The sequence below is a fragment of the Cellulomonas sp. P1_C4 genome (assembly GCF_056406355.1).
Window position 1 is genome coordinate 1 of record NZ_JBFUAI010000039.1, and the last position, 16102, is coordinate 16102.

Consider the following 16102-nt stretch of genomic DNA (forward strand, 5'->3'; position numbering starts at 1 on the left):
GTCGTCACGGGAGGCGCGGTCGTGACAGGAGGCGCGGTCGTGACGGGGGGTGCGGTCGTGGCGGGAGGCGTCGTCGTGGCGGGCGGGGCGGTCGTGGTACCGCCGCCCGGGGACGACGAGCCGGCGGACGACRAGCCGGCGGACGACGAGCCACCGGTGGCCGGGGGCGGCGTCGCGACGACCGGCGCCGGCGGGGGGCGCAGGGCCGCGGCCTTGGCGGCCGCCTCTTCGCGATCGCGGCGCTGCTGGTCGAGGAAGTCCTGACGCTGGCGCTCGACGTCGGCGCTGGTCTGGCGGGCCGCGGCGAGCGCGGTGATGAGGCCGTCGCGCTCGGCGGCTGCCGCGGTCTGGGCGGTCTGGGCGTCGGTCTGCGCCTGCTCGGCGGCGGCGAGGGCGTCGGCAGCGGCGGCCTTGGCGGCCTTGGCCTCGGCGGCGTCGGCGGCGGCACGGGCCGCGAGCGTGGTCGCGACGAGCTGCGTCGCCTTGTACTCCTGCACGGCCGCGTCGGCCTTGCCGCTGATCTGGTCCAGCGCGGTGGTGCGGCGCGCCACGTCCTCGAAGCCGTCCGCGGACAGCACGGCCTGCAGCAGGTCGGTCGACCCGCCGGAGCGGGACATCTCGCGGGCGATCGCGACGAGCTGGCGGCGGGCGTCCTCGGCCGAGGCGTCGGCCGTCTTGGAGCGCGCGACCGAGTCGTCCCAGGTCTGCTGCGCGGCGTCGGCGTCGGAGAGCGCCTGCGTGTAGGCGTCGCCGGCCTGCTGGACCTTGAGATCGGCGGCGTCCGTCTCGGCGCTCAGCTGCGCGAGCCGCACCTCCATCGACGCGACGGAGCGCTCGGCGCTCTTCACCGCGCCCTTGGCCTGGTCGACGTCCTGCTGCGACGGAGGCGTGGGGTCGGCCAGGGCGCTCGAGGCGCCGCCGGCCATCAGGGTGGCGACGAGCACGCCGGCGGCCAGGCCCCGCGAGGCCCTGCGCGTGGTCATGCTCCAGCTCACCTGTACGTCCTCCCCCGACGTCGCGGCGCGGCCACCGGCGGCCGTCCTCGAGGGACGCTACCTGCGGAAACCCCAGAAGAGAACACCTGTCACACCAGTCCCACGAGTCACACGAGTGTGCTTTGGGACGAAGCGGACACGATCGGGGCCGAATCACCCGTTCGCCTCAGACATCGGCATTCTTCGGGCTGCGCACGAGCCCGTCGCAGCAGGTCAGCGCGCCAGGTCCGCGTGGACCCGAGCGACGGATGCTCCCTCTGGTCGGCGGAACACCGCGACCGTGGGCGCCACGGTCGCGGTGGGCACGAGCTCGACGAAGGACCGGCAGGCGGCGGCGCACCGCACCCGACGGTCCTGAGCGCTGATGCCCTGGGCGACGTCGACGCCATCGCGCCGCAGCGACCAGCGCCACCGGTGGTCGAGGGTCAACCGGGTCACGGGCTCGAGCCCGTCGACGTCGCCGATCAGCCTGGCGAGCGCCGCACGCGCCTCGTCGTCGTGGACGAAAGCGGTGCTCGACCACGCGAGCCCACGCCCGTTCGGGCTGAGCAGACGCCACCAGACGCCGGCTTCGCGGAGGAAGGAGTACAGCTGGAACGCGGCCGGCACCTCCACCGCCCCTCTCACCCGCGCGCCCCGCCGACGCGACCTGAGGAAGTTCATCGGACGTCCAGATGTCTTGCGCGTCGTGCGCGCGACCGCAGGACGAACAGCCGGTGGACTGCACCTCGCGCCCTTCCACATCATGAGACGGCCGTATTGCCGACCGGACAGGTCGGCCTACTCTCGCCCCATGTCCCGCCGAATGTGTCGCTGACCCAGCGCACGCTCGGCTGTGCCCGCGGGCAGGTCGCCGTCTCGACACACGGCACCTCGCACCCGCCCCGAGTCACGGCTCGACCCGTGCGCCACTCCCCTCCCTCCGCGGGACGGATGTCGGCTGCCCGAGGCCCCTCCGCGGATCCCCTGCAGTTCTGCACCCACCCGAGGAGAACGAGACCGTGAGCAACGAGAGCTGGAGCTTCGAGACCCGCCAGATCCACGCCGGGCAGGAGCCCGACCCGACCACCGGCGCCCGCGCGCTGCCGATCTACCAGACGACGTCCTTCGTCTTCCCGGACGCCGCCACGGCCGCCAAGCGCTTCGCGCTCGCGGAGCTCGGCCCGATCTACACGCGCATCGGCAACCCCACGCAGGAGGTCGTCGAGAACCGCATCGCCAACCTGGAGGGCGGCGTCGGCGCGCTCCTCGTGGCGTCGGGCCAGGCGGCCGAGACGCTGGCGATCCTCAACATCGCCGAGGCCGGCGACCACATCGTCGCCAGCCCGTCGCTCTACGGCGGCACGTACAACCTGCTGCACTACACGCTGCCCAAGCTCGGCATCGAGACGACGTTCGTCACCGACCCGCACGACGCGCAGTCGTGGAAGGACGCGGTCCGCCCGAACACCAAGCTGTTCTTCGCGGAGACGATCCCCAACCCGAAGTCCGACATCCTCGACATCGAGCTCGTCGCCGACGTCGCGCACGAGTCCGGCGTGCCGCTCATCGTCGACAACACGGTGGCCACGCCGTACCTGATCAACCCGCTGCAGTGGGGCGCGGACGTCGTCGTGCACTCGGCGACGAAGTACCTGGGCGGCCACGGCTCGGCGATCGGCGGCGTGATCGTCGACGGCGGCACGTTCGACTACGCGCAGCACCCCGAGCGGTTCCCCAACTACAACACCCCCGACCCGTCCTACAACGGCCTCGTGTTCGCGCGGGACCTGGGTGTCGGCGGCATCTTCGGGGTCAACCTCTCCTTCATCCTCAAGGCGCGCGTGCAGCTGCTGCGCGACCTCGGTCCGGCGCTCTCGCCGTTCAACGCGTTCCTCATCGCGCAGGGCATCGAGACGCTGTCGCTGCGGGTTGAGCGCCACGTCGAGAACGCCGTCAAGGTGGCCGCCTGGCTGGAGGCCCGCGAGGACGTCGTCAAGGTCCACTACGCCGGGCTGGAGTCGAGCCCGTGGCACGCCGCGCAGCTCAAGTACGCGCCGCGCGGCGCGGGTGCGGTCCTGGCGTTCGAGCTCGAGGGCGGCACCGAGGCCGGTCAGGCGTTCGTCTCCGCGCTCGAGCTGCACTCGAACGTGGCCAACATCGGCGACGTCCGCTCGCTGGTCATTCACCCGGCGTCGACGACGCACAGCCAGCTGACGCCCGAGGAGCAGGCGCTGTCCGGCGTCACCCCCGGCCTGGTCCGCCTGGCTGTCGGCATCGAGCACATCGATGACATCCTGGCTGACCTGGATGCCGGGTTCCGCGCCGCGAAGGGTGCCTGACACCGCATGAGCACGACGCCGCCGACGCCGTCCGAGCCCGCCCGGGGCACGGACGCGTCGGCGGCGCGCACCACCGACGAGGGGAAGTCCGTGCCCGACCTGACGTTCACCGCCGCCCGACCGCGGACGCTGGCCACCCGCGCGCCCGAGACCGGGCGCCCGCCGGTGCCCGCGAGCGCGGCGTGGCGCGAYGGCGACCCGGTCGGGCGTCGGCAGTTCGCCGACCTCGGGCCGCTCAAGCTCGAGTCCGGCGGACGCCTGCCGGCCGTGCGCTTGGCGTACGAGACCTGGGGCGAGCTCAACGAGGACGGCAGCAACGCGGTCCTCGTCCTGCACGCGCTGACCGGCGACTCGCACGTCACGGGCGAGGCCGGCGAGGGGCACCCGACGGCCGGCTGGTGGCAGTCGATGGTCGGGCCGGGCGCCCCCATCGACACCGACCGCTGGTTCGTCGTCGCGCCCAACGTGCTCGGCGGCTGCCAGGGCTCGACCGGGCCGTCGTCGCCCGCGTCCGACGGCCGGCCGTGGGGCGGCCGGTTCCCGCTGCTCACGGTCCGCGACCAGGTCGCCGCGGAGATCCGGCTCGCCGACCTGCTGGGCATCGACACGTGGGCGTTGGTCATCGGCGCGTCCCTGGGCGGGCTGCGCGTGCTCGAGTGGGCCGCGAGCGCGCCCGAACGGGTCGAGGCGCTCGCCGCGATCGCGACCGCCGCGCAGACCTCGGGCGACCAGATCGCCGGCTTCCACACACAGCTGACCGCCGTCCGCGCCGACCCGCACTACCGCGACGGCAACTACTACGACGCCCCCGACGGCGAGGGGCCGCACGTCGGCCTGGGCCTGGCGCGGCAGATCGCCCACCAGACGTACCGCAGCCCCCTCGAGCTCGACCTGCGCTTCGGCCGCATCCCGCAGGGCGGCGAGGAGCCGCTCGAAGGTGGCCGGTTCGCGGTGCAGTCCTACCTGGACCACCACGGCGACAAGCTGGCCCGACGGTTCGACGCCAACACCTACGTGGTGCTCACGCGCACGATGATCACGCACGACCTCGGCCGCGACCGCGGCGGGGTGAACGAGGCTCTCGGGTCCGTGACTGCCCGCGCCCTGGTGATCGCCGTCGACTCCGACCGGCTGTTCCCGCCCGCCCAGTCCGAGCGGATCGCGGCCGGCATCCGCGGCGCCCAGCTGCACACGATCCACTCCGACTACGGCCACGACGGCTTCCTCATCGAGGAGGACCTGGTGGGCGCGTACGTTCGCGAGTTCCTGGAGCAGGCCGGCTAGACCCGCTTGCGGCACGATGGGCGCCATGCCCTCCCGAGACCTCGCCGACGCCCGCACCGCCCTGCACGCCCAGTGGGACCGGCTGCGGCCCTGGGTCGAGCTCGTGGTCGACGACGACGTCGCCGGCGACCCCTCGGTCCTCGCCGGCTGGACGGTCGCGGAGCTGGTCGCGCACCTGGGCCGCGCGATGGAGGCGCTGGCCGTCTGCGTCCCGGTGGCGGACGGCACCGTGCCGCTGAGCCTCGCCGAGTACGTGGGCACGTACGCGGGACGGGCCGCGGACATCGCCGAGACCACGCGGAACCTGGCCGTCGAGATCGAGCGCGACCCGCTCGCCGAGGTCGACGCCCGCGCCCAGGCCGCGTTCGCGCGGCTCGACGAGCTCGGCCCGGACGATCTCGTGGTGCAGGCGCGACGGGGGCCGGTGCTGCTCAGCACCATGGCGGTGTCGCGAGTGCTCGAGCTGGTCATCCACGCCGACGACCTCTCGCGGTCCGTGCCGGCCGGTACCGACCCGGTGGACCCGGGTGCGCTGCAGCTGGTGGCCGACGCGCTGCTCGAGATCGTCGTCGCGCGCGGCGGCTGGAGCCTCGAGATCGCCGACGCCCGCGCGTGGGTCCGTCTGGCCGCCGGCCGGCAGCCGTACGACGTCGACGTGCTCGCCGAGGCGTTGCACCCGCGCTACACGTCGGACGGTGTCCCGGACCTCGGCCGGATGCTCCCGATCCTCTGACCGCTCACCAGAACCGCGGCTGGCCCGGGATCGACTCCAGGTCGGACAGCAGCAGCTCGCGGTCGTCGTCCTGGGCGATCTCGTCCGCCGCGGCCAGCGCCTGCTCTGTCCACGCGCGGGCCTGCTCCTTGTCGCCGGCGACGGCGTGGGCCCGGGCCAGCGACTCGTAGGCGTAGGCGAGGTCCCAGTCGGCGATGCCGTGCGCCTGGCAGATCTCCAGCCCGCGCCGGGCGTGGTGCAGCGCCGGCTCGGCGCGGCCCAGCACCGAGTAGACCCGCGAGACCTGCCACTCGCCGCGGCTGAGGTTCTCCGGCGCCCCGACCTGCCCCCAGTGGTAGCGGGACGCGTGCGCCATGTGGACCATCCGGTCGTCGTCCTCGACCGTGCGGTCCTCGTTCTCGAGCAGTCGCCAGACCCCGTTGAACAGGTCGACGGCGAGCCGGCGCTCGTCCTGCGTGGTGGCCGCTGTGGTGTCCTGCACGGTCATGGGTGCTCCGTCCTCGAGAAGGTGGTCGGTCCGGTGGATCTCGCCCCGGACCCGGTCCAGCCGGGCCTGGAGCCGACGCCGGTGCGTGGCCAGCACCTGCGGGACGACGGACTCGTCGGCCAGGCAGGCGCGGACCTGCTCCAGCGGCACGTCGACCGACCGCAGCACCTGCACCAATCGCGCCGCGGCGACCTGGTCGGTGGCGTAGAGCCGGTAGCCGCTCGCTGGGTCGACCGTGGCGGGCGTGAGCAGCCCGATCCGGTCGTAGTGCCGCAGCGCCTTGGTGGTCAGCCCGACCCGGCGGGCCAGCTGACCCACCGTGAGCAGGCCGTCGTCGTCCATGTCCGTGAACCTAGGGCCTTGCCGCGGGGGAACCTCACACCTCGACGACGGTGAGCAGCTGGCGGCTCACCAGCCCGACCGTGCGCGCGAGCGTGTCGCGGGCGGCGGACGCGAGGAAGGGGATGTCGCGCAGGTGCCAGAGCGTCAGCGCCGACACCCACGCGGCGTCGCGCGCCTTGTCGATCGAGAAGTTCGAGACGAGGTCCGCGAGCGGCGACGCCCCGGCGCCGAGCCGGACCACCTCGTCGTCGAGGAACGACCGCCGGATCGGCCGGACCACCTCCGCCAGGACCGCGTTCACCTTCTCGAAGTCGGCGTGGATCGACCCCGTCTCGGGCGCCGTGCCGCGTGCCTGGCAGGTGGCGACGACGGCCAGCGCGAGGTCGTGGTTGATGTGCGCGTTCATCCCGGCGAGCGCGAACTGGACCGGCTGGACGCCCCGGTTCGCCCGGCGCTCCACCAGCGGCGCCCACGCCCGTGACACCCGTCGGTGCGCCGCGAGATCCCTCGGGACGTCGAGGAAAAGGCCGGCGAACCGCACGTCGAGATCCTCGACGAAGGCATGGTCGGCGAACGTCCGGTCGGTGACCTTCGTCGCGACCAGGGCCGTGACCTGCCGATACACGTCGAGGAACACCCCGAGGCCGTCGTGCGGCGACCAGCCCGCCCGCAGCCGGTCCATCTCGGTGACGACGTTCCCGATGACGGCGCTGGAGGTCACCCGCCCAGCATCACATCACCGGCCCGCGGCGGATACGTTGAGGCGGTGATCGCCGCCTACGCCGCCCGGTTCTCGTCCGACGACCCCGTCAGCGGCCTCGAGGTGGGCGAGCGGCCCGCCCCGCAGGCCCGGGAGAACTGGTCGGTGGTGGACGTCCGCGCGGCCGCGCTCAACCACCACGACGTCTGGACGCTGCGCGGCGTCGGCATCCGCACCGAGCAGCTGCCGATGATCCTGGGCACCGACGCCGCCGGGATCACGACCGACGGGCGAGAGGTCGTCGTGCACGGCGTCATCGGCGGGGCCTCCGGACACGGCGTGGGGGCCGACGAACCGCGCAGCCTGCTGTCGGAGCGCTACCCGGGCACCCTGGCCGAGCAGGTCGCCGTGCCCACGTGGAACCTCGTCGACAAGCCGGCCGAGCTGTCGTTCGTCGAGGCGGCGTGCCTGCCCACGGCCTGGCTGACCGCCTACCGGATGCTCTTCCGGTCCGGCGGCGCCACCCCCGGACAGCGCGTGCTCGTGCAGGGCGCGGGCGGCGGGCTGGCCACCGCGGCGATCCTGCTGGGCGCGGCGGCCGGGCTCGAGGTCGTCGTGACCAGCCGGTCCGAGGAGCGTCGCGCGCGGGCCCTGGCGCTCGGCGCCGCCGCGGCCGTCGAGACCGGGGCCCGCGTGCCCCGCGTCGACGTCGTGCTCGAGAGCGTCGGCAAGGCGACCTGGTCGCACTCCGTGCGCTCCGTCCGTCCCGGCGGGACGATCGTCGTGGCGGGTGCGACCAGCGGCGACGCCGAGCCGGCCGAGCTCACCCGGATCTTCTTCCAGGAGATCAGCGTCGTCGGCACCACGATGGGCACGCGCGACGACCTGCAGCGCCTGCTCGCGTTCCTGGCGCGGACGGGGGTGCGGCCCCTGGTCGACTCGACGTTCGCGCTCGCCGACGCGCGCGACGCCGTGCGACGCCTGGCGGGCGGCGACCAGTTCGGCAAGATCGTGCTCGAGCCTTGACCGGCGACGAGTGGGCCGACGACGTCCTCGGCCCCGGCTACCGCGTCCGGACGCTGGTGCTGCGGCCCGACGACGAGGGCGACGTCGTCGCGAGCCTCGTGCGCTACTCCCCGGCGACGCCCCAGCCGCTGCGCCCGTCGCGCGCGATTCTTTACATCCACGGCTGGTCCGACTACTTCTTCCAGACCGGGCTCGCCGAGTACTGGCACTCCCGGGGCGCCGCGTTCTACGCCCTCGACCTGCGCAAGTACGGCCGCAGCCTGCGCCCCGGCCAGACGCCCGGGTACGTCGCTGACCTGCACACGTACGACGAGGAGATCGAGGCGTCGCTCGACGTGGTGCGCGGGGACCTCGGGGTGCGCGCCCGGGTCATGGTGATGGGCCACTCGACCGGCGGGCTCGTCGCGGCGCTCTGGGCCGACCGTCACCCGGGCGAGCTCAGCGGCCTCGTCCTCAACAGCCCGTGGCTCGAGCTGCAGGGCTCGTCGGTGCTGCGGCACCTCAGCGCGCCGGCCGTCGCGCGGATCGCCCGGTTCCAGCCAAAGGCACCGCTGCCCAACATCGACCCGGGCTACTACGCCCGCACGCTGAGCAGCGAGAGCGGCGGCGAGTGGACGTACGACACCCGCTGGCGGCCGACGCCGTCGTTCCCCGTCCGGGCCGGGTGGCTGCAGGCGATCATGAGCGGGCACGGTCGCGTCGCCCGCGGCCTGTCGGTCGAGCAACCGATCCTCATGCTCGCCTCGAGCCGCACGGTGATCAGCCCGCGGTGGAGCGAGGACATGCGGCACGCCGACGTCGTGCTCGACGTCGAGCTGGTGGCTCGCCGGGCGGTGCAGCTGGGCACGCACGTGACCGTGGTGCGGGTCCGCGACGGCCTGCACGACCTGGCCCTGTCGCCGCCGCCCGTCCGCGCGACGTTCTACGCGGAGATCGACCGCTGGGCCGCCGCGTACGGGTGGGGCTGAGCGGGACCTACGGGCGCAGGATGCCCGTGGCCTCGGCCAGCGTCGGGCCGCCCTCGCCGAGGTGCCAGGCGCGCCAGCCGTCGACCGGGTTCTCGGCCTCCACCGCCGCCGAGGCCGCGTCGTCCGGGTCGGCGTACAGCTCGCCGCTCGGGAGCTCGATCAGGCCGTCGGTGCGCAGCATCGCAACCAGGCGCTGGCCGCGGCGGGCGCGAACCCACACCAGCGTCGTGATCGCGCGGCGGCTCTTCGCCAGGGTCGCCAGCTCGGGCAGCGCGCGCAGGTCGGAGTCGGCGACCGCGTCGGGGACCGGCGGGATCGCCTCGGTGGTCTGCGGAGGCCTGGGCAGGTCCGCCGGGGCCGTGGGAAAGGTCGAGGAGACGGGCAGGGGAGCCGAGACCGGTGCGAACGGGCGCGGGCCGGCGACCTCGTCGGTGTCCCGTGGCGGCGTGCGCGGCACGACCTGCTCGGCGCCGAACCGCAGGCCCACCACCGGTGTCAGCGTGGTCGGCGCCTCCTGGATCGTGCTCCGCGGCTTGTCCTGCTCCACCGGGTCCGGCGCGCGCAGGGGCGTCGGGGCGGGCGGCCCGGGCGCGACGGGCGGCGGCGTCACCGCGCGCAGCTCGCCGGACGGCGGCTTGCGGGAGCCGGCCGCCGGCGCGTTCCGGGGCTCGTAAGGCACGTTCGGGGTGGGGCTCGCGGCGAAGCCCTCGCTCGAGCGGACCAGGCGCAGCGCCGTCGGCTCGACCGACCGGCGGGCGCCCTCGTGCGTGGCCAGCGGGGAGACGTCCAGCAGCCGCCGGTCGTCGACGCCACGCACGACGCCCACCTGCAGCACGTCCACGTGCCGGCCGGGTCCGCGCAGGAAGCCCAGGGTGTCGCCGGCCTCGGCCGCGACCTCCGAGCAAAGCAGCACCAGTCGCACGCCCTCGCGCCGACTCGTCTGCGTGCCGAACGCGGCCTGCTCGCGGAACGCCGCGAAGTCGACCGCGAACCGGCTGGGGTCCGGGTGGTACGCCCGAGCCAGGTCGGTCGTCGTCATCCGCGACGCGGCGCCGGCGTGCCGGAGGGCCGAGATCACGGCGTCGTCGTCGACCACCTGCACGACGTCGATGACGACCGCGCGGCCCGTCGCGTCGAGCGCGAGCAGCTCGGGCAGGTCCGCGTGGTCGGGCGCGGCGGTGCGGGAACGGACCGCGAAGAGGGGTTCGCCGGCGATGGCGGCGAGGTGGTGGGTCAGCAGCGACGCGCACTCCTGCGCGAACGAGCCGGTGAGCGGCTGCATCGGCTGGACGAGGCGCGGTCGGCCTTCGTCGAGCTCGAAGATGGGCATCTGTCCTGGCCTTCCGCGGTCCCGTCGTGCGGCCGCGCACCCCGCCGGCGCGCTCGCGACCACACTGTCCCACAGCGCGCTGGACCCGTCAGCCCGTCCGTCCGACCTCGTCGCAGGAGATCGGTCACATCACCCGGATGCCCCCGACCCGGGCGCCCGGGAAGCCGCTTTCGTCACTCGTTCGCGAGGGCTGCCTCGACGCGCTCGACCTTGCCCGTGAGCTCGCCGTCGTGGCCCGGCCGGATGTCGGCCTTGAGCACCAGGCTGACCCGGGTGCCGTGCCGGCCGACCGCCTCCGTCGCGCGCTTGACCACGTCCATCACCTCGTCCCACTCCCCCTCGATCGTGGTGAACATCGAGTCGGTGCGGTGGGGGAGCCCGGACTCGCGGACGATGCGCACGGCATCGGCGACGGCGGCGGTCACGGACTCGCCCGCACCGAGCGGGGCGACGGAGAAGGCGACGAGCATGCGCCCCAGCCTGGTGCGCTCCGGCCTAGGTGTCCACCGACGTCCGCGCCGGCAGGTGCGCCGCCAGCAGCTCCGCCAGGTGGATGCCCTGCACCCCGGCCAGCTGGTCGGCCTGGGTCCGGCACGAGAAGCCGTCGGCCAGGTAGACGTCGCCCGGGGCGGCATCGCGCAGGGCGGGCAGCAGCGCGTTCTCGGCGACGGCGACCGAGACGTCGTAGTGGCCCTTCTCCATGCCGAAGTTCCCGGCCAGCCCGCAGCAGCCCGCGAGCGCCGAGAACTGCGCGCCCGCCTCCGTGAGCAGCCGGCGGTCGGCGGTCCACGTCATGACCGAGTAGTGGTGGCAGTGCGGCTGCACCACGGCGGTGACGTCGGAGAGGTCCGGGACCTGCCAGCGGTCGCCGGGGCCGATCGGCGCCGGTGCGGTGAGGAGCTCGGCGAGCGTGCGGGTCTCGCGCGCGACGGCGACCGCACGGGGGTCGTCGGGGAGCAGGTCGAGCAGATCGGAGCGGAGCACCGCGGTGCAGGACGGCTCGAGGCCGACGATCGGGATGCCGTTGACCGCGAACGGCCCGAGCACGCCCAGCAGGTGCGTGAGCTGCTTCTTCGCGCCGTCCAGCTGGCCCGTGCTGATCCACGTCAGGCCGCAGCAGGCGTTGCCCTGCGGGACGAGCACCTCGTAGCCGGCGTCGGTGAGGACGGCGACGGCGGCCTGCGCGACCGACGGCGACAGGGTGTCGGAGAACGAGTCGGTCCAGAGCACCACCCGCGGCCGCTTGCCCGCCGAGCCCCCCGTCCCCTTGCCCGGCCGCCCGAGGAACTGGTGGCCGGGACGCTCGCTGGGGCGCACGGCGTCGTCGTGGCGGCCGGTCACCGTCACCGCGTCGCGGCCCTCCCCGCGGACCCAGGCCCGGAACGGTTGCCGAGCGAACGTGACCATCTCCCGCCGGGTGTCCATGCCGCCGCCCGCGAGCACGACCTTGGCGACCGGTCGGATGCCGAGCACGGTGTTGGTCAGCGCCGCCAGGCCAGGCACGCCGGTGATCAGCCGCGCCCAGCGGGGCAGCCAGCCCAGGGCATAGTGCGAGGTCGGACGCAGCTTCCCCTGGTATGTACGGTGCAGGATCTCCGACTTGTACTGCGCCATGTCGACGCCCGCCGGGCAGTCCGACGAGCAGGCCTTGCACGACAGGCAGAGGTCGAGCGAGTCGTGCACCTCGGGCGATCCCCAGCCGCCGGAGACGAGCGTGCCGTTCGCCATCTCCTGCAGCACGCGCGCGCGGCCGCGGGTCGAGTCCTTCTCGTCTTTCGTCGCCAGGTACGAGGGGCACATGAACCCGCCGGTGGTGGTGCTGTCCGCGCGGCACTTGCCGACGCCGACGCAGCGGTGCAGGGCGGTGGTCAGGTCGCCGGCGTCGTGCGCGAAGGAGAATCCGTGGCCGTCCGCGAGCAGCGGGCGGGCCCAGGGCCGGCGCAGGTCGGCGTCGAGCGGGCGCGGCCGGACCAGGACGCCGGGGTTCAGCAGGTCGTGCGGGTCGAGCAGGTCCTTGAACGCCCCGAAGAGGTCGATCGCCTGCGAGGAGTACATGACCGGCAGCAGCTCGGAGCGCGCGCGGCCGTCGCCGTGCTCGCCCGACAGGGAGCCGCCGTGGGTCGCGACGAGCGCCGCGGCGTCGGTCATGAACGCGCGCAGCGGGTTGCCGGAGCGCTCCAGCGGGATGTCGAGGCGCAGGTGCACGCAGCCGTCGCCGAAGTGCCCGTAGGCCAGCCCGTCGACGCCGTGCGACGCCATGAGCGCCTCGAGCTCGCGCAGGTAGGCGCCCAGCCGCTCGGGCGGGACGGCCGAGTCCTCGAAGCCGGGCCACGCCTGCTCGCCCGACGGGGTCCGGCCCCCGAGCCCGGCGCCGTCCTCGCGGATCCGCCACATCGCGGCGGCCTCGGGGCCGGGCGGAAAGAGGCCGACGGCGCTCGTGCCGGACGACGCCGCGAGCGCCTGTGCCCGGTCCAGCGCCTCGTCGAGATCGGAACCCCCCACCTCGACCATGAGCCAGCCGCCGCCCGCGGGCAGCGGCGGCACGGCGGCGGCACCGCGGACGCGACGGACCACGTCGACCAGCCGCGAGTCCATGCCCTCGATGGCCAGCGGGGCGTGCGCGAGCAGCGCGGGGACGGCGTCGGCGGCCGTCGGCATGTCGGGGTAGCCGAGCACGACGAGCACGGGCGCGGCCGCGATCGGCACCAGGCGCACGGTCGCGCCGAGCAGCGTCGCGACCGTCCCCTCGGTGCCGACCAGCGCCTTGGCCAGGTCGGTCCCCTTCTCGGGCAGCAGGTGCTCGAGGGAGTAGCCGGAGACCTGCCGGCCGAAGCGGCCGAGCTCGGTCCGGAGGACGTCCAGATGGGCGCGGACGAGGGCGTCGAGACCCGGCACGACGTCGAGCGCACCCGCACCCGAGCGGGCCTCGAACCGGCGGCCGGTCCCGTCGACCACGTCGAGCGCGAGCACGTTGTCCGCGGTCCGCCCGTAGGCGACGGCGCGGGGACCGCACGCGTTGTTGCCGATCATCCCGCCGAGCGTCGCGCGCGCCTGCGTGCTCGGGTCCGGGCCGAACCGCAGGCCGTGGGGCGCGGCGGCCCTCTGCAGGCTCGCCATGACCACGCCCGGCTCGATGCGGGCGGTCCGGGCCTCGGGGTCGATCTCGAGGATGCGGTTCACGTGCCGAGAGAAGTCGAGCACCACGCCCGTGCCGACGGCGTTCCCGGCCACGGACGTGCCGCCGCCGCGCGCGGTCAGGGGGACGCCGAGCTCCCTGGTCACCGCGAGGGCCGCCAGCACGTCGTCCGTGTCCCGCGGGAACGCGACGACCTGCGGGACCACGCGGTAGTTCGACGCGTCCGTCGAGTACTCGGCCCGGCGGCGCGTGCTGTCGTCGACGACCCCGCGCAGCGCGGACCGCAGCGCCTGCACGACGTCGGCGCTGCCCACGTCCCCTGCCAGAGTCTCCGTCACGGCCACCACGGGGGCAGTCTCCCATCGGCGACGCCCTGCCCCGCACGCCTACCGAGGGATGGAACCCGCAACGTCCGCACGATCGAGCGTCCCGGCGACCGAATCTGCGGACGCTACTGCTCCCACCGCGACAACGTCCGCACGATCGAGCGTCCCGGCGCCCCAAGGTGCGGACGTTGCGGGGGTGGGTCCGGTCAGGCCAGCGAGGCGTGCAGCGTGATGTCCGTGCCCGTCAGGGCCTTGCTCACCGGGCACGTGGCCTTGGCCTGCTCGGCGGCGGCCTGGAAGCCGTCGGCGTCGAGGCCCTCGACCTCGCCGCGGACCGTGAGCACGATGCCGCTGATGCGCAGGCCGCCGGCGGGGTCCGGGCGCAGGGTGACGTCGGCGCTGACCTCGAGCGCGACCGGGGTGCCGCCTGCGTTGGCGATCACGCCGGACAGCTGCATCGCGAAGCACGAGGAGTGCGCGGCCGCGATGAGCTCCTCGGGGCTCGTGGTGCCGTCGGCGTTCTCCGCGGTGCGCTTGGGAAAGGACACGTCAAGGGTGGCGACGCCGGAGCTGGTGAGCTCGACCTGGCCGCCGCCCTCGTTCAGGGTCCCGTTCCAGGCGGTGCGAGCGGTGCGCGTGGCCATGGGTGCTCCTTCGATCGGGATGACGCGGGCAGACCGCCCGCCCCTCCACGCTAAGCAGCCGGGCGGTTCAGCGCGCGCGCTCGAGGTGACCGGTGACGATCTGCGACGGCGCGCCGGCCTGCCGCAGCGCCCACGCGGCGCGGGCGTGCAGGGCGCGCCGCTCGTCGGGCTCCAGCCCGTTGTACAGGGCGCCGCGCACGAGGTCGTGGMCGAACACGAGCCGGTCGCCGCGCGCCCGGACCACCCCGGCGGCCAGGCCGTGCCGCAACGTGCGCCAGCAGTCCGCCACCGGGTCGCCCGCGAGCGTCGCCAGGTCCGCCATGACGAACGACGTGCCCAGCACGGAGGCCCGCCCGAGCAGCGTGAGCACGTCGGAGCCGAGGTACTCGACGCGCCGGCGGACCACCTCGTCGAGCGGCGTCAGCCACCCCACGCCGGTGGAGTCCACGACGCCGTCGGACCTCACCAGCGCGCCGGCGGAGCGAGCGGTCCGCACCACGTCGGCGACGAGCCGCGGGTTGCCGCCGGTCGTCGCCAGCGTGCCGCGCAGCGAGGGGCCGACGGGCCCGCCGACGAGGTTCTCCGCGAGCTCGATGGTGGCGCGCGAGGTGAGCGGCCGGAGCTCGAGGTACTGCGCGCCGGCCCGGGTCCAGGCGGCGACGACCGCGGCGAGCTCGGGCCGGTACGGCACCGGGCGCATCGTGAGGACCACGAGCGCGCGGGGCACCGCGCCCTCGTGCGCGAGCTGCAGCAGGACCTCCAGCGACGCGGCGTCGGCCTCGTGCACGTCCTCGAGCACGAGGGCCCACGGGCGGGCGTCGCCTCGCCGGCGCAGCAGCGCCGCGAACAGCTCGGCGGCGCGGGCGTGCCGCGGCACCGAGTGGGCCGGGTCGGCGTGCATGGCCTCGAGCAGGTCGGCGAGCTCGGCCTCGACGGGTCCGCGTCCGGCGCTGCGGCTCGAGTGCACGAGCAGCGCGTCCGCGAGCAGGGCGAACGACCAGCCGCGCATCGCCGACGCCTGCGCGGTGCGCAGCTCGACGTCGAGCAGCCGGGCGGAGCCGCGGATAGCGTCGACCAGGCTCGTCTTGCCGATGCCGGCCTCACCCTCGAGGAGCACCGTCACACCGACGCCGTCGGCGGCGGTCGACAGCAGGTCGTCGAGGTCGTCGAGCTCGGCGGCACGGCCGACCAGGGGCCACGTCCGCCCCGGCTCGGCCGAGGTGCTCATGCGCCCGATCGTAGGGCCGCGGCGCTGCGTCAGGCCCGTCCTCGCGGGGGGAAACGCGGGCGAAGGTCAGCCCGCGTACTCCCAGTGCCACGCCTCCGGCTTGCTGCCGCCACGCTCGGCCCACGAGGGGTGCACCCACTCGAGGCCCGCGGCGTTCGCGTCCATCCAGCGGTGCTGGGCGGTCCCGAACGAGTCGATGCCGCCGCCCAGGTCGACCGCGATGCCGCTGCCGTGGTTGGAGGTGCCGGGTACGGCGCACAGGTAGCCCTTGGTGCGCTTGCACATCACCTGGCCGGCGTACGACCGGTACGAGTCGTTGACCACCAGGTTGGTGCCGAACTGGTCCTTGTACGCGGCGTTCAGGACGTCGAGCTGCTCGGCGGCGTCGCAGCGCAACCGGATCGAGGCGTCGAAGCTGACGCCGCAGAGCGCGGAGTCGGGGATCTTGCCGTTGGCGTACCCCTGCAACGACTGCTTCCAGGCGGCGCGCTGGGCGGCCTTGTCTGCCTCGGCCTGGGCCTGCGCGGCCGCGGCGGCGTCGGMGGCCGCCTGCGCGGCGGCGGCATCGGCGGCGGCCTGCGC

The 16102-nt window shown here is 74.5% G+C and carries 15 protein-coding genes; 5 read left to right on the plus strand and 10 right to left on the minus strand.

Going from position 1 to position 16102, the window contains the following annotated elements:
* Together AC1DYZ_RS19880 and AC1DYZ_RS19885 are read right to left on the minus strand one after the other, a co-directional pair.
* Window positions 1-983: coiled-coil domain-containing protein (locus tag AC1DYZ_RS19880; RefSeq protein ID WP_477066823.1), on the minus strand; the 983-nt coding region annotated here is incomplete at its 3' end.
* Between the two features lie 225 nt (window positions 984-1208).
* On the minus strand, window positions 1209-1610 hold the full coding sequence (locus AC1DYZ_RS19885; protein ID WP_477066824.1) for a hypothetical protein: 402 nt from the start codon (window positions 1608-1610) through the stop codon (window positions 1209-1211).
* A gap of 386 nt (window positions 1611-1996) precedes the next feature.
* Between AC1DYZ_RS19885 and AC1DYZ_RS19890 the strand changes: the two genes are divergently transcribed.
* The 3 genes from AC1DYZ_RS19890 to AC1DYZ_RS19900 are packed head-to-tail and all read left to right on the plus strand — an operon-like array spanning window position 1997 to window position 5333.
* On the plus strand, window positions 1997-3316 hold the full coding sequence (locus AC1DYZ_RS19890; protein ID WP_477066825.1) for a bifunctional o-acetylhomoserine/o-acetylserine sulfhydrylase: 1320 nt from the start codon (window positions 1997-1999) through the stop codon (window positions 3314-3316).
* Between the two features lie 6 nt (window positions 3317-3322).
* Window positions 3323-4600 carry a homoserine O-acetyltransferase MetX gene (metX, locus tag AC1DYZ_RS19895; protein WP_477066826.1) on the plus strand — a complete coding sequence of 426 codons (1278 nt, stop codon included), beginning with the start codon at window positions 3323-3325 and terminating at the stop codon, window positions 4598-4600.
* Between the two features lie 25 nt (window positions 4601-4625).
* Window positions 4626-5333, plus strand: a complete 708-nt coding sequence (locus AC1DYZ_RS19900) for a maleylpyruvate isomerase N-terminal domain-containing protein (protein WP_477066827.1) — start codon at window positions 4626-4628, stop codon at window positions 5331-5333.
* Window positions 5334-5337: 4 nt separating this feature from the next.
* Here the strand turns inward: AC1DYZ_RS19900 and AC1DYZ_RS19905 are convergent, their stop codons facing one another.
* The gene (locus AC1DYZ_RS19905) at window positions 5338-6162 is read right to left on the minus strand and encodes a MerR family transcriptional regulator (RefSeq protein WP_477066828.1); all 825 of its coding nucleotides are present in this window, start codon (window positions 6160-6162) and stop codon (window positions 5338-5340) included.
* 34 nt (window positions 6163-6196) lie between these two features.
* Window positions 6197-6883, minus strand: coding sequence for a DUF5995 family protein (locus AC1DYZ_RS19910; RefSeq protein ID WP_477066829.1), 687 nt, complete (start codon window positions 6881-6883; stop codon window positions 6197-6199).
* Window positions 6884-6928: 45 nt separating this feature from the next.
* On the opposite strand from AC1DYZ_RS19910, the gene AC1DYZ_RS19915 reads away from it, so the two are divergent.
* Window positions 6929-7888 carry a zinc-binding dehydrogenase gene (locus AC1DYZ_RS19915; protein WP_477066830.1) on the plus strand — a complete coding sequence of 320 codons (960 nt, stop codon included), beginning with the start codon at window positions 6929-6931 and terminating at the stop codon, window positions 7886-7888.
* Window positions 7885-8856, plus strand: coding sequence for an alpha/beta hydrolase (locus tag AC1DYZ_RS19920; RefSeq protein WP_477066831.1), 972 nt, complete (start codon window positions 7885-7887; stop codon window positions 8854-8856). Before AC1DYZ_RS19915 ends, AC1DYZ_RS19920 begins: the two co-directional genes overlap by 4 nt.
* Window positions 8857-8863: 7 nt before the next feature.
* On the opposite strand, the gene AC1DYZ_RS19925 is transcribed toward AC1DYZ_RS19920, so the two are convergent.
* The 6 genes from AC1DYZ_RS19925 to AC1DYZ_RS19950 form a co-directional block, all read right to left on the minus strand.
* Window positions 8864-10186, minus strand: coding sequence for a restriction system modified-DNA reader domain-containing protein (locus tag AC1DYZ_RS19925; RefSeq protein WP_477066832.1), 1323 nt, complete (start codon window positions 10184-10186; stop codon window positions 8864-8866).
* 173 nt (window positions 10187-10359) lie between these two features.
* Window positions 10360-10656, minus strand: a complete 297-nt coding sequence (locus AC1DYZ_RS19930) for an MTH1187 family thiamine-binding protein (protein WP_477066833.1) — start codon at window positions 10654-10656, stop codon at window positions 10360-10362.
* 25 nt (window positions 10657-10681) lie between these two features.
* Window positions 10682-13669, minus strand: coding sequence for an FAD-binding and (Fe-S)-binding domain-containing protein (locus tag AC1DYZ_RS19935; protein ID WP_477066834.1), 2988 nt, complete (start codon window positions 13667-13669; stop codon window positions 10682-10684).
* Window positions 13670-13854: 185 nt separating this feature from the next.
* Complete coding sequence (locus tag AC1DYZ_RS19940) at window positions 13855-14292, minus strand: OsmC family peroxiredoxin (RefSeq protein ID WP_477066835.1); 438 nt, start codon at window positions 14290-14292, stop codon at window positions 13855-13857.
* A gap of 67 nt (window positions 14293-14359) precedes the next feature.
* Window positions 14360-15520 (minus strand): AAA family ATPase, encoded by a 1161-nt coding sequence (locus AC1DYZ_RS19945; RefSeq protein ID WP_477066836.1) that lies wholly within the window; start codon window positions 15518-15520, stop codon window positions 14360-14362.
* Between the two features lie 66 nt (window positions 15521-15586).
* A partial coding sequence (locus tag AC1DYZ_RS19950; RefSeq protein WP_477066837.1) for a M15 family metallopeptidase occupies window positions 15587-16102 on the minus strand: 516 nt, incomplete at its 5' end.